The organism is Tabrizicola flagellatus (assembly GCF_046295235.1).
Taxonomy (GTDB): domain Bacteria; phylum Pseudomonadota; class Alphaproteobacteria; order Rhodobacterales; family Rhodobacteraceae; genus Tabrizicola; species Tabrizicola flagellata_A.
Genome location: NZ_JBKBLV010000039.1, coordinates 1 through 12,910 on the forward strand (window position 1 = coordinate 1; position 12,910 = coordinate 12,910).

Consider the following 12,910-nt stretch of genomic DNA (forward strand, 5'->3'; position numbering starts at 1 on the left):
CCGGCGACCATGCGCCGGAAGGTCGCATTGCCGGCCAGAAGTTCGTCATAGCTGCCCTGCGCCAGCAATCGGCCGCGGTCCATCAGGAAGATCGTGTCGCAGGTCTTTACCGTCGTCAGCCGGTGCGCGATCAGGATGATGGTCTTGTCGGCGCGGATGCGGTTCACCGCCTCCATCACCACCCGCTCGGTGATGTTGTCCAGCGCCGAGGTCGCCTCATCCATGATCAGAAGCGTCGGGTCGCGGTAAAGCGCCCGGGCAATGCCGATGCGCTGACGTTGCCCCCCCGACAGCCGCACGCCCCGTTCGCCCACGAAGGTCTGATAGCCCTGCGGCAGATCCGACACCACAAAGTCGTGCAGGGCGGCGATTCGCGCCGCGCGCTCGACGGCGGCCATATCGATCTGATCCTTCGGCACGCCGAAGGCGATGTTCGAGGCGATGGTCTCGTCGGTCAGGAAGATCGTCTGCGGCACATAGCCCAGCGTCCCCTGCCAGGCGCGCATGTTCTCGGGCGTGATCCGCACCCCATCCACCCGGATCTCGCCCTCGTCCGGCGTCAGGAGCCCCAGGATCAGGTCGACCAGCGTCGTCTTGCCCGCCCCTGTCCCGCCGACGATCCCCACCGTCGTCCGGGCCGGGATCACCAGATCCACCCCGCGCAACGTCGGCTTTTCGGCCTGGGCATAGGCGAAGCTGACCCCGTCCAGTTCCAGCGCGCGCTCCAGCCGCAGGGGCTCGGTCCGCACCGCATCGGCCATTGGCAGGGCCGGCGTGGACTTGAAATCGGTCACGATGGCGTCAAGGATCGCGGTCGCCCCCCTGAGCGCGACCAGCGAGTGATAGATCTGCTGCAAAGAAGGCAGAAGGCGCATGGTCGAGAAGGCGATGACGCCCAGGGTCGGCACGATCTCGGTGACATTGCCACCGCTTTTCAGCAGAAGCAGCAGGATCAGCGCCAGCATGGTGCCGAAGGTGATCGCTTCCAGCGCAAATCGGGGCAGTTCCGACATGGCACCCATCGTCGCCCCCGACTGCGCTGCCGTCCGGGCCGCGGTCGAATAGCTGCGCACATAGCTTGCCTCAAGGCCCATCAGCTTGACATCCTTGATCCCGCCGGTGGCTTCCTGCGCGACGAGGAAGCGGTTCTCGAAGGCGTCCATCATCACCTGGCCCAGCCGGTGCAGACGCCCGCGGAACCGCAGGTAGATCAGTCCGTAGCCAAGGCCGAGAACACCACCCGAGAACAGGGTGACCAGCGGATCCACCAGCAGCAGGAAGCCCAGGATCGCCAGGACAAGAAGGCTGTTCGCGACCAGGCGCAGGCAGGGCAGAATCACCCGGTCCACCAGGCCATCGACTTCGTTCAGGACGTTCTTTTCCAGTTCGGCGCTGTTGCGATCAAGGAACCAGGCATAGGGCTGGCTGAGATATGCCGCCAGAAGCCGCGACGAGATCGCATAGCCGCGCATCAGCGAGAACCGGATCGTGGCGTAGGTGCCCAGCGCCTTCACCGCCAGGCCCGCCATGACGACGCACAGCACCAGCAACGCAAGGCCGATCTGGAAGCTGAACGCGCTTTCCAATCCCGACAGGTGCATCAGCCACGACAGGGTCCGGCTCGACTGGATGGTTTCAGGGGCCGCAAGCACGTTCAGTAGCATCAGGACCGCCGAAATGCCTGCGATCTCGGCTGCGGCGACCAGAAGCATGACCCCGGTCAGGATCCAGAACCTGCGCCGTTCGGTCCGGTCGAACAGCGAAAAAAGCTTGCGATATGTCCCGATCAAATCACGTCCCCCGGGTCTGCGGCCGCGCCACCTTGCTGCGTGGGAGTGACAAAAGAAAGGCAATCCTGAAGCAGTTCCCGGCCCGCAGCCGCAAACCGGCCGCCGGGAATGCGCCAAGGTGTCGCAAGGCGGCGCCTCGGACCGGATCCGGGGATTTCTCGTGGAGTCTGCACACCCAAGACGCCGCTCATTGGTCTGAAAGGATGCTCAAAGTGCCACATTTGATGCTGCCGGGTTCGGCGTCCCGGCCCCGAAACCGAGACGAACTTTAACCAAAGCTTGGCCATATTCCCGCCATGCGCGAACAGCAGCATCGCCACATGCTTCTTTTGGAGGGGACAGGAAATGATTGCGGGGTTCTTGCTCTTGTCTGCTGTCGTCGGAATCGCTGCGACGGTTGTGGCGTTTTCTCTGGATGCTCCGACCTGGGTCGCACTGCTCGCCTACCCGGTGGTCTCCAGCATGTCGCTGCTGCTCTGGGCGTCGATGTGGAGCGTCCGGGCCAGCGTCGCGCCGGCTCCCGATAGGCTGCAACCGAATGCCACGGCAGGCTGAAAGTCGGGCCGATTGTCGGTTGCCCGCGTGGCTGATGTCATCGGCGGAAGTGCCGCCAGATCGGCAACTGATATCGGCCGAGTCTTGCCAACCAGAAAGCGAATCGCAGAACCGGTAAACTTGAATCACTTTTGGCATCTCGACATACGCCCCGATAAGCCTAATCTGGAAGTCTGCCGCGGGTCGGTAATTTTGCGGAATTTCTCCGATAAGGGGACGGGGATGGCGTTGGGGCTGCTACTGATCGCGATGTTTGGCGCAGCCGGCGTTTCGGTGGTCCTTTTTCTGTACGGATTTCCGATCTGGGCAGTTCTGATCGCCTATCCGGCCACGGGTTTCACGATGCTGCTGCCGGGTGTCCTGTTGATCGGGTGGATCCGCCAGCACCGGCCGGACGCAAATGCCACGTCGATCGTTACTTCCCAGTCGCCCGCAGGACCACACCCACAGTCGCCAGCAGGATCTTCAAATCCTTGAAGAACGACAGGTTCCGTTCGTATTCGGCATCGAACTCGGCACGCTGGGCAAAGGTTGACTGATTGCGGTCCGAGATCTGCCAGGTTCCGGTCAGGCCCGGCCGCAGGGCATAGTAGGCACTGCCGGGATACAAATCCTGCTGATCCAGCATCATCGGCCGCGGACCCACCAGGCTCATGTCGCCGATCAGCACGTTCCACAGCTGCGGCAATTCGTCCAGGGAACTCTTGCGAAGGAACTGGCCGAATTCGGTGATGCGCGGGTCGTGCGACAGTTTCTGGTAGGAATCCCACTCGCGCCGGGCCGCCTCGTTCTCCTGAAGATGGGCCTGAAGCCGCGCCTCGGCGTCCGGGACCATGGTCCGCAGTTTCCAAAGCCGGAACGTCTTGCCGCCCAGCCCGACGCGCTCTTGCGTGTAGAACGGCGAACTGCCACCGACCTTGAGCACCGCCGCAAGGGTCAGCACCACCGGCAGCACGATCGGAAGCGCCATGACCACAAAGGCAACGTCAAGCCAGCGCTTGATCACGCGGCGGTAGAGCGGCTGACGACGGACCTGTACCCAACCGTCTGCTACGTTTGGGGACGGCCGCTCGAAATCCTGCCCTGCCAGTCCGGAACGAACGTCCATCTGCAACGCCTCCGCAAGGGTGCCAATCGCTAAGCCAATTTCCGCAGCCCGGGCAGTTTTCCGCGGGCCCAAAATAAACTCTCGCACTCGCCACCTCGATCACTCACATTGGTTCTTCTACCACCCGGAGCGTGCTACTGCAATGCGGACATCCCGACCCAACTGTCCGAAAAGTGGTTTAATCTCATTTAGTTACACGCTATGGTTGTGCGCAAACAGCCTTGATGCGGCAGGCGAAAAACGGCGATCGGACAGGGAGAACGGCTGCCCGAATACTGGTCTCCAAAGGCGCTGAAAGCACCTCTATGATTTCCAACGCCTTTTAAATAAGGCCTCGGCGACGACCCGATCCGCCCGCATCTTCCCCTTGCAACAGGGGTGCCACATCTCGGGTCTTTCAGGGCCGCATGCCCATCTTATTGTGCGGCTTTCCGAAACGGTGAATTTTCCGTTAAAGTGATCCGGCAACCACAGTTGCTCGTCTGGATGCCTCTTTGCCGGGCAATTGAGGGCTGGGTCCGCTGGATTTGATTCGATTTTCCTGACGATCAGGCCAGAAGGCGTGCCCGCCGGTGCATCGCGACGAGGGCGACCAGCGTCGGACCCGGCAGCTCCAGAAGCCAGTTCAGCTTGATACCCGCAAGCCCGCTGCCAAGCGCAACATCCACATGGTGAAAGCTGGCCGCGCGCACCACGACGAAACCGCAGACGAACCCCAGCCCGACCAGCGGCAGCCAGATCCGCCCCAGGATGCCTCGCAGGAACAGCGCAAGCAACCCAAGCACCACCAGCCCGCCAACGGCTACCAGAAGGATGAAGCCTACCTGCACCCGGCGCCGGGACTCGTACCAGCCGGCCAGCTGGGAATGGCATCGCGCGATCATGGTCAGAAGGCTTTGCAGGTCCAGCTGCTTGTTCAGCGCCAGGGCCAGCATCAGCCCCGCCGCCAGGATCCAGAACCGCCGCTCGCGGCCGTCCAACCCCGCCGCCCCGGACAACTGAAGCGCCGCCAGGCCAGAGGCAACGGCCGCCAGCAGATAGACCGCGACGGTCAGCCAGCCCATCCAGTGATTGTCACCGAGGCCCGGGCTCCACTGCGTGAAGGCGCAGGTCAGCGTCGTGCGCATCCGCCCGGTCCGATCCGCATCGCCTATCGCGCCCGACGCGCGTTCAGCCAGGACAACAGCTTGCGCGCCATCTCGCGCCGCTTGGGCAGATGCTTGCGCCAGGCATCGCTGTCTGCCGGCAGCACAATCCGCTGCACATCGGCGGGCGTGGCCCGCTGCCCGTCCGGAAGCCCCTCAGCCACCCAGGGCAGGAAATGCTCGGACGCCGGCCAAACATAGCTGTCGGACCAGGTCCAGGTCTGCGTCCGCTTGTAGATCCGGGCAATCTCTTCCGCGAAAGCCGCGTCGATCGGCATCGGCGGCGTCGGCTTGCCGAAGTATCTCAGGTTCCGCAGCATCAGCGCCTCGGACTTCGGCCCCACATAGGCCGGCACCCACAGCCGGAACCCCACCTCGGCCGCAAGGCTCGCCACCGCGCGGAAGACCAGCACATGTTCCTCGTGCCCGTATTCGCCCCAGGGTCCATGCGCGATCACGTTCCGGAAGCCCGCCAGCCGCGGGCGCAGCACTTCGCGCAGCTTGCCGAACTGGGCGCGATACTGATCCGGGTTGAAATGGTCCAGGATCCGCAGCGAGCGATGCGGATACAGCCCGTAGTCGGTCTCGCGCACCTCGGGCCAGGAAGCGCTGTCGAACACGCCCGTTTCCGGCATAGCAAGCCAGTCGAGCGTCGGCAACGGAAAGGCCGCCATCGCCTCGCGCCGACCTTCGGTGATCGTCGCGGCACCCGGCCATTCGCCATAGACGAGGATGATCTTCCCAGCCGCCTTCAGCGCCGACGAGGCCCACAGGACCTCGTCATCGGGATGGGCCATCACGATGGCCAGCCCGTTCAGGATGTCGTCCCCGTCCATCATCGCGCGGTCTTTTCGTCGCCACGGGCGTAGATGTCCTCGTAGCGGATGATGTCGTCCTCGCCCAGATAGGCGCCGGTCTGCACCTCGATCAGCACCACCGGCACCTTGCCGGGATTGGCCAGCCGGTGGATCGCGCCCAGCGGCACATAGACCGACTGGTTCTCGGTAAGAAGCTTCACCTCCTCGCCCACCGTCACCTGCGCGGTGCCCGAAACGACGATCCAGTGCTCCGCCCGGTGGACATGGCTTTGCAGGCTGAGCGCCGCGCCGGGCTTGACCACGATGCGCTTGACCTGGAACCGGTCGGCCAGCGCCAGCGTCTCGAACCAGCCCCAGGGCCGGTGGTCGCGGGGAAAGACCTCGGCCTGCCGGACGGACCGCGCCTTCAACTGCGCCACCGCCGTCTTGACGTCCTGCGCCCGCGCCCGGTCGGCCACCAGCACGGCATCCGGCATTGCGACCACGACCAGATCCTTCAGCCCGATCCCAACGACATGCTGCCCCTCGACCTCGGACCGCAAGAGACTGCCCTCGCAATCCATCGCCGTGACCGGGCCCTGCGTCACCGCCCCGCCCGACGCGCCGGCATTCTCGCGCCAGACCGCGTTCCAGTCGCCCAGGTCCGACCAGGCGGCGCCAAGCGGGACAACCTCGATGTTGGCGGCGTGCTCCATCACCGCATAGTCGATAGAGATGTCACGCACCCCGGCCCAGGGGCCCTCTGCCAGGCGCAGGAAATCCAGATCGCTCCGCGCCCCGCGCACCGCCTCGGCCACCGGGGCCACCAGATCGGGGGCATGGGCCTCGAAGGCCGCGACCAGGGCCTTCGCCTGGATCAGGAAGATGCCCGCGTTCCACAGATACCGGCCTTCGGCCAGCATGGCCTGCGCCTTGTCCAGCGGCGGCTTCTCGACAAAACGCGCCACCTTCTGCGCCTGGCCATCGACCGGGGCCGCCGCCAGTTCGATCCAGCCATAGCCGGTCTCCGGCCGGTCGGGACGGATGCCGAAGGTCACGATCTGCCCCGCCTCGGCCCGTGGCACCCCGGCCGCGACGGCGGCGCGGAAGGCATCCACGTCCGGGATGCTGTGGTCGGTCGGCATGACCAGCATCAGCGCCTCGGGGTGATCCGTCAGCAGATGCAGCGCCGCGGCCAGAATTGCAGGGCCGGTGTTCCGTGCCGCAGGTTCGATAAGGATCGCGGCGGGACGGATGCCTTCCGCCGCCAGCTGCTCGGCCACGATGAAGCGGAAATCGGAACTGGTCAGGATCAGAGGCGCGGCCACGCCGTCGGCTCCGCGCATCCGTCCCGCCGCCGCCTGGAACAGCGTGCCCTGCCCGGTCAGCGGCACGAACTGCTTGGGAAAACTCTTGCGCGAGACGGGCCAGAGACGGGTTCCCGACCCGCCGCACAGAAGAACCGGAAAGATCTCAGGCATGACCTGAACAAACTCCAAACCAAGGTCCGGCCCCTGGTCGAGGCCGTCACGAATGTCTTGCTGCCAGTCTGGGCAATACTAAGCCCAGAATCGGGCAAAGGGGATACCAATCGCCATCCGAATACAACCGGTGCTCCGACGCAACGGGCGGATTGCGGAAGCGGCGCGTCCGCGCGGACTTTCCGGGTCCCATGGCCGCAGGCGCCGAACCGCCTTCCCCTCGCCCGCCCCGCGCCCTATAACGCCCGCGTCGTCAGGAGAGCCGCCCATGCGCGAAGCCACCGTCACCCGCACCACCGCCGAGACCGCGATCTCGGTCACCGTCAATCTGGACGGCACGGGCCGGCACGACTGCCAGACCGGCGTCGGCTTCTTCGACCACATGCTGGACCAGCTGGCGCGGCACAGCCTCATCGACCTGACCGTGCGGGCAAAGGGCGACCTGCATATCGACGACCACCATACGGTCGAGGACACGGGCATCGCGCTAGGCCAGGCGCTGGCGAAGGCCCTGGGCGACAAGCGCGGCATCCGCCGCTATGGCCATTTCCGGCTGGCGATGGACGATGCGCAGATCGCCTGCGCGCTGGACCTGTCCGCGCGGCCCTTTCTGGTCTGGACCGTCGATTTCCCGACACCGAAGATCGGCACCTTCGACACGGAACTGGTGCGCGAATTCTTCCAGGCGCTGGCCACCCATGGCGGCATTACCCTGCATGTGGACAAGCTGCACGGGCTGAACAGCCACCACATCGCCGAAGCCGCCTTCAAGGCCGTCGCCCGCGCCCTGCGCCAGGCGGTGGAACCCGATCCCCGCCTCGGCGACGCGCTTCCCTCCACCAAGGGCGCCCTTTAGCGACCGGGCGCCGCACATTCTTTCGAAAAGACCCGCAAGAGTTCTCGAAAACTCTTGCCCGCACTTGAGAAGACCGAACGCATGCCCCTGACCGTCCTTGTCGATTACGATTCCGGCAACCTGCACTCGGCCGAGAAGGCCTTTCAGCGCATGGCGGCCGAGACGGGCGGCGGCGACATCCTCGTCACCTCCCGCCCCGAGGACGTGGCGCGCGCCGACCGGATCGTCCTGCCCGGCGACGGCGCCTTTCCGGCCTGCCGGGCGGCGCTCGGCAGCTATGGCGGGCTGTTCGAGGCCATCGAGGAGGCCGTGATCCGCCGCGCCCGCCCCTTCCTCGGCATCTGCGTCGGCATGCAGATGCTGGCCTCGCGCGGGCACGAATACCGCCTGACCGAAGGCTTCGGCTGGATCCCCGGCGATGTCGTCAGGATCGAGCCCGCCGACCGGTCCCTCAAGGTGCCGCACATGGGCTGGAACGATCTGGTCGTGGAACGCCCGCACCCGGTGCTTGAGGGCATCGCCACGGGCGATCACGCCTATTTCGTCCACTCCTACCACTTCCGCGTCGCCGATCCGGCGCACCGGCTGGCCTTCTGCGACTATGGTGGCCCCATCACCGCCATCGTCGGCCGCGACACCATCGTCGGCACCCAGTTCCACCCCGAGAAATCGCAGGGACCGGGTCTGCGCCTGATCGCGAACTTCCTGTGCTGGCGGCCCTAGACCTCGGCCGCGCGCCGCCGAAAGAGTCGCCCGTCGATCACCGCAAGACCCGCCAGAATCAGGGCAAGCCCCGCCAGTTGCGCGGGCTCCAGCCGCTCGTCCAGAACCATCCAGCCCATGAGGCTGGCACTGACCGGGATCAGGAAGGTCACCAGCGACAGGTTCGTCGCCCCGGCGCGGGCCAGCAGGCGGAAATAGATCAGATAGGCCAGCGCCGTGGACAGCCCGGCCAGCGCGATCACCGCCAGCACCGGCCCTTTCCCCGGCCAGCCCAGCGTCCAGGGCGAATCCGCCACCAGCCAGACCGGAAGGAGGAGCAGACTGCTCGCCACGACCTGCCCGAAGGCCGTCGCCAGCGGCGCAATACCCATGGCGCGGAACCGGCGCCCCCAGACCCCGGCGATGCCATAGGACAGCGCCGCCGCAAGGCAGGCCCCCATCGCGACCGCTTCCCCGCCAAGACCCTCGCCGGCCAGCAGGACGACGACCCCGGCAAAGCCGAGCCCGATCCCCGCAGCCTTTGCCGCCGTGATCCGCTCGTCCCGCGTCGCCAGATGCGCCACCATCAGGGTGAAAAGCGGAGTCGTCGCATTCAGAACCGAGGCCAGCGCCCCGGTGATCTGCCCCTGCGCCGTCACCAGCAGCGTGAAGGGCAGCGCGTTGTTGAACAGCCCCATTACCAGAAGCGCCGGCCAGGCGCGCCGCGGCGGCAGTCCCACCCGGGTGACAGCCAGCACGAGACCCAGGATCAGCGCCGCCAGCGCAACCCGCCCCCAGACGATGGTCAGCACCGGCAGGCCGGTCAGCGCGATCTCGGCGAACAGGAAGGATCCGCCCCACAGCAGGGACAGGACACCAAGCAGCAGCCAGTCATTCCGGGTCATCGTGGGCACCTCCGCCAGCCGATCTAGCCAGGGCGTCCGCCGCGCGCGACCCGGATCCTGCGCTTACTTCACCCGCTTCCAGGTGCCGCCGTCGCGGCAGATGCCCAGCACGCAGCCACGCACCGACAGGCTGTTGCCCTTCAACGTCATGTCGCCGTTGTAGGTCTTGTCGCGGTCTGGCGACCAGATCTTGCCGTCATCGTACAGCCCGTCCGGATAAGCCACCATGTCCCAGACGATGCGCTTGCCGATGTTGGGGCTGTCGATTTCCTTGCCATCGCTGTCGAAGGCCTTGATCAGCGTGCCGCAAAAGGCCTTGCCGCAGGGCTTGATCTGCACATGGCCATATTTGCCATTGTCGTCCTTGCGGGTCTGCCAGACGCCTTCAACCGGGTCGGCAAGGGCCGCACCGCCAAAGATCGCCAAGGCGGCGGCCAATGCGAAAACCTTCATGGGTATCCTCCTCAATGTTCCCCTCGCCCGAGTTTGCGCCAGTCGCCGCACCGATCAAGCATGACGTGGGGTCGCGTCTGCGGTCTTTTCATTCCGCGCGCCCCATGCCAAAGACCGGCGCGACCAGACCAGGGTGCCGCGCATGATCCTCTACCCCGCCATCGACCTGAAGGACGGCCAGTGCGTCCGCCTCCTGCGCGGAGAGATGGAGGCCGCCACCGTGTTCGGCGACAACCCCGCGGCGCAAGCGCAGAAGTTCCAGGCCGCGGGCTGCGCATGGCTGCACCTCGTGGACCTGAACGGCGCCTTCGCGGGACAGCCGGTGAACGGCGCGGCAGTCGAGGCGATCCTGAAGGCCGTGACGGTCCCCGCCCAGCTCGGCGGCGGCATCCGCGACATGGCGACCATCGCAATGTGGCTGGAGAAGGGCCTTGCCCGCGTGATCCTCGGCACCGTGGCCGTGGAAAATCCGGCCCTCGTGCGCGAGGCTGCGAAAGACTTCCCCGGCAAGGTCGCCGTCGGCATCGACGCCCGAAAGGGCCGCGTCGCCACCAAGGGCTGGGCGACCGAGACCGACGTCATCGCCACCGACCTTGCCCGGAGTTTTGAAGACGCCGGTGTCGCCGCGATCATCTACACTGACATCGACCGCGACGGCGCCATGCAGGGCCCGAACATCGAGGCGACGGCGGCGCTGGCCCGCGCCGTCTCGATCCCGGTCATCGCCTCGGGCGGCGTCTCCCGCATGGAGGACCTCCTCGTGCTGCGCGATACCGGGGTCATCGCCGGGGCGATCTCGGGCCGCGCGCTTTATGACGGGGCGATCGACCTGGCCCAGGCGCTGGCGGCGCTGAAGGGCTGAGGTGCAGGCCGCCTCAGTCCCAGGGCCGCGGCCCCTCCAGCGGCATCTGGCCGAAAACATTTTCCCGGTGCCATTTCAGGTTCTGCGGATGCGGTCGGGAGCGCGGATCGGCCGGCAGAACCAGCTTGCCTGAAGGAACGATCAGCCGGTCCGAGACATCGCGTGGCACCTTGTTGTGCGAAACGAGGATCGAGTGGTCGTCGGCCACCGACAGAAGGCCCCGGTCGAACATCCAGTGCAACGTGCCCGACAGGGCCAGCCCGTTCCAGACCGCGTCGCTGCCCTGATGCGCAACCGGCCGGATATGCGCCGCATTGACCTCGGGCCGCCCGCCGCCGTTCCTAAGCCGCAGGCCGGACATCGCGCAGCGATTGTCATAGGCCGCGCGCACCTTCCGCCGAAATGCCACGTCGCGGTAGGGGCGGCTGGTCAGCTGTTCGATCACCGGGCGCTGGAAGGGGGCCGGGGGCTCTGCCATCCCGGCGGGCTGCGGGTCATAGCGCCGGGCCTCGATCTCTTGCAGATCGGCAGGAAGGCCGGCGCGGACGATCTCGGCGAACTCGGCCTCTGGCAGCCTGCGCACCGCAAGCTGCTGCGCGCCCCCGGCGATCGGGCTGCCGTCGGGCGCCGCCAGGGCGGATTCGAACGGTCGCCCGTCGCGCAGACGCGCCACCTCGCGGTCGAATTCCAGATAGGTGTTCGGCGCGATCAGCGCCAGGAACCGGCCCTCGGCCCCGGGTTTCGGGATCACGCTTGCGATCTTCGCCACAGCGAAATAACCGCGCGCGCCGGCCTTCACCGGCTCGTAGTAGACCGCCCAGTCGCCCACCCCCTGCTCCACCGTCGCCAGATAGCGGCGCGGAAAGTCGTAGACCCGGTCCGGCACGTCCTCGTAGATCGAGTCAGCCCTGTGCAGCAAAACCAGCTTTGTCATGCGTCCAGGAAAGCAGAATGCCGGGTCTGCGCAAGTCCGTTCGCAAGCCGATTGCGCTGGGGAAGGGTGGCGGGGATGGCGTCAGGCCATTAACCAACGGGTTTCGAAATCCCTAACGCCCACGAGCAACCATCTGCTTCTGAACGATAATCCGGAAATGTCCACCGTGGACAACCGGTTTGTCGAACCCGCTTGCTTTTCCGTCCTGCCCGGGCCATTCCTCCCCCATGCTCAAGACCCGCATCATACCATGTCTCGACGTGGCCGACGGCCGTGTGGTGAAGGGCGTGAACTTCGTCGATCTGGTCGATGCCGGCGACCCGGTCGAGGCAGCGAAGGCCTACGATGCCGCCGGGGCGGACGAGCTCTGCTTTCTCGACATCATGGCGACCGAGGACAACCGGGCGACCATGTATGACCTCGTCACCCGGACGGCCGAGCAGTGCTTCATGCCCCTCACGGTCGGGGGCGGCGTCCGCACCCCCGAGGACGTTCGCAAGCTCCTCCTCGCCGGGGCTGACAAGGTCAGCTTCAACTCCGCCGCCGTGGCCCGCCCCGACGTGGTCGCCGAGGCCGCCGACCGCTTCGGCAGCCAGTGCATCGTCGTCGCCATCGACGCCAAGACCGTCTCGCCCGGCAAATGGGAGATCTTCACCCACGGCGGACGACGCGCCACGGGGATCGACGCTGTGGACTTTGCCCGCACCGTCGCCGCCAAGGGTGCCGGAGAGATCCTTCTGACCTCGATGGACCGCGACGGCACCCGCGCGGGTTTCAACATCCCCCTGACCCGCGCCATCGCCGATGCGGTGGACATCCCCGTGATTGCCTCGGGAGGCGTCGGCACGCTGGACCACCTGGTCGAGGGGATCATCGAGGGGCACGCCTCCGCCGTGCTCGCCGCCTCGATCTTCCATTTCGGCACATTCACCATCAGCCAGGCCAAGGCGCACATGGCCGCAGCCGGCATCCCTGTCCGCCTTTCGTGAGGCTCAGATGACCCTCGAACGCCTCGCCTCCACCATCGCCGCCCGAAAGGGGGCCGACCCGGAAACTTCATGGACCGCAAAGCTTCTTGCCAAGGGACCCGAGAAATGTGCCGAGAAGTTCGGCGAGGAAGCGGTGGAAGCCATCATCGAGGCGGTGAAGGGTGACCGGGCGCGACTGACCTCCGAAGCCGCGGATGTCATTTACCACCTGCTCGTCATGCTCGCCGCCCGCGATGTGACGCTGCAAGACGTTCTGAAAGAGCTGGAGCGCCGCGAGGGCACCTCGGGCATCGCCGAGAAGGCCGGGCGCTGATCCGCAGGCCAGCAGCAAGG

14 protein-coding genes are annotated in these 12,910 nt (G+C 66.2%); 6 read left to right on the forward strand and 8 right to left on the reverse strand.

What is annotated here, in order from left to right; translation table 11 throughout:
- Positions 1 to 1,790: ABC transporter ATP-binding protein (locus tag ACK4IU_RS15200; protein ID WP_409736698.1), on the reverse strand; the 1,790-nt coding region annotated here is incomplete at its 3' end.
- 345 nt (positions 1,791 to 2,135) lie between these two features.
- Here ACK4IU_RS15200 and ACK4IU_RS15205 point away from each other — a divergent pair.
- A complete protein-coding gene (locus ACK4IU_RS15205) occupies positions 2,136 to 2,345 on the forward strand; it encodes a hypothetical protein (RefSeq protein ID WP_409736700.1) in 210 nt (69 codons plus the stop codon).
- A 415-nt stretch (positions 2,346 to 2,760) separates the two neighbouring features.
- On the opposite strand, the gene ACK4IU_RS15210 is transcribed toward ACK4IU_RS15205, so the two are convergent.
- The 4 genes from ACK4IU_RS15210 to ACK4IU_RS15225 all read right to left on the reverse strand — a co-directional run bounded on the left by ACK4IU_RS15210 (position 2,761) and on the right by ACK4IU_RS15225 (position 6,876).
- Positions 2,761 to 3,453, reverse strand: coding sequence for a sugar transferase (locus tag ACK4IU_RS15210; RefSeq protein ID WP_409736702.1), 693 nt, complete (start codon positions 3,451 to 3,453; stop codon positions 2,761 to 2,763).
- A 548-nt stretch (positions 3,454 to 4,001) separates the two neighbouring features.
- Positions 4,002 to 4,580: an isopropylmalate isomerase gene (locus ACK4IU_RS15215; protein ID WP_409736704.1), complete on the reverse strand. Its 579-nt coding sequence runs from the start codon at positions 4,578 to 4,580 to the stop codon at positions 4,002 to 4,004.
- A 23-nt stretch (positions 4,581 to 4,603) separates the two neighbouring features.
- Positions 4,604 to 5,437 (reverse strand): hypothetical protein, encoded by an 834-nt coding sequence (locus ACK4IU_RS15220; RefSeq protein WP_409736706.1) that lies wholly within the window; start codon positions 5,435 to 5,437, stop codon positions 4,604 to 4,606.
- Positions 5,434 to 6,876 (reverse strand): mannose-1-phosphate guanylyltransferase/mannose-6-phosphate isomerase, encoded by a 1,443-nt coding sequence (locus tag ACK4IU_RS15225; protein WP_409736708.1) that lies wholly within the window; start codon positions 6,874 to 6,876, stop codon positions 5,434 to 5,436. Before ACK4IU_RS15225 ends, ACK4IU_RS15220 begins: the two co-directional genes overlap by 4 nt.
- 268 nt (positions 6,877 to 7,144) lie before the next feature.
- Between ACK4IU_RS15225 and hisB the strand changes: the two genes are divergently transcribed.
- A complete protein-coding gene (gene hisB / locus ACK4IU_RS15230; protein ID WP_409736710.1) occupies positions 7,145 to 7,732 on the forward strand; it encodes an imidazoleglycerol-phosphate dehydratase HisB in 588 nt (195 codons plus the stop codon).
- Between the two features lie 81 nt (positions 7,733 to 7,813).
- Positions 7,814 to 8,455: an imidazole glycerol phosphate synthase subunit HisH gene (gene hisH / locus ACK4IU_RS15235; protein WP_409736712.1), complete on the forward strand. Its 642-nt coding sequence runs from the start codon at positions 7,814 to 7,816 to the stop codon at positions 8,453 to 8,455.
- Here hisH and ACK4IU_RS15240 read toward each other — a convergent pair.
- Together ACK4IU_RS15240 and ACK4IU_RS15245 are read right to left on the reverse strand one after the other, a co-directional pair.
- Positions 8,452 to 9,339: a DMT family transporter gene (locus ACK4IU_RS15240; RefSeq protein ID WP_409736714.1), complete on the reverse strand. Its 888-nt coding sequence runs from the start codon at positions 9,337 to 9,339 to the stop codon at positions 8,452 to 8,454. The genes hisH and ACK4IU_RS15240 overlap by 4 nt on opposite strands.
- Before the next feature lie 63 nt (positions 9,340 to 9,402).
- Entirely contained in the window at positions 9,403 to 9,792 is a 390-nt protein-coding gene (locus tag ACK4IU_RS15245; RefSeq protein WP_409736716.1) for a DUF2147 domain-containing protein, read from the reverse strand.
- 142 nt (positions 9,793 to 9,934) lie between these two features.
- Between ACK4IU_RS15245 and hisA the strand changes: the two genes are divergently transcribed.
- The gene (gene hisA / locus ACK4IU_RS15250; protein WP_409736718.1) at positions 9,935 to 10,654 is read left to right on the forward strand and encodes a 1-(5-phosphoribosyl)-5-[(5-phosphoribosylamino)methylideneamino]imidazole-4-carboxamide isomerase; all 720 of its coding nucleotides are present in this window, start codon (positions 9,935 to 9,937) and stop codon (positions 10,652 to 10,654) included.
- Positions 10,655 to 10,667: 13 nt separating this feature from the next.
- Here hisA and ACK4IU_RS15255 read toward each other — a convergent pair whose 3' ends face one another.
- Complete coding sequence (locus ACK4IU_RS15255; RefSeq protein WP_409736720.1) at positions 10,668 to 11,588, reverse strand: HNH endonuclease; 921 nt, start codon at positions 11,586 to 11,588, stop codon at positions 10,668 to 10,670.
- Between the two features lie 227 nt (positions 11,589 to 11,815).
- On the opposite strand from ACK4IU_RS15255, the gene hisF reads away from it, so the two are divergent.
- Entirely contained in the window at positions 11,816 to 12,577 is a 762-nt protein-coding gene (hisF, locus tag ACK4IU_RS15260; RefSeq protein WP_409736722.1) for an imidazole glycerol phosphate synthase subunit HisF, read from the forward strand.
- Positions 12,578 to 12,584: 7 nt separating this feature from the next.
- The gene (locus ACK4IU_RS15265; RefSeq protein WP_409736724.1) at positions 12,585 to 12,890 is read left to right on the forward strand and encodes a phosphoribosyl-ATP diphosphatase; all 306 of its coding nucleotides are present in this window, start codon (positions 12,585 to 12,587) and stop codon (positions 12,888 to 12,890) included.
- Positions 12,891 to 12,910 lie beyond the last annotated feature (20 nt).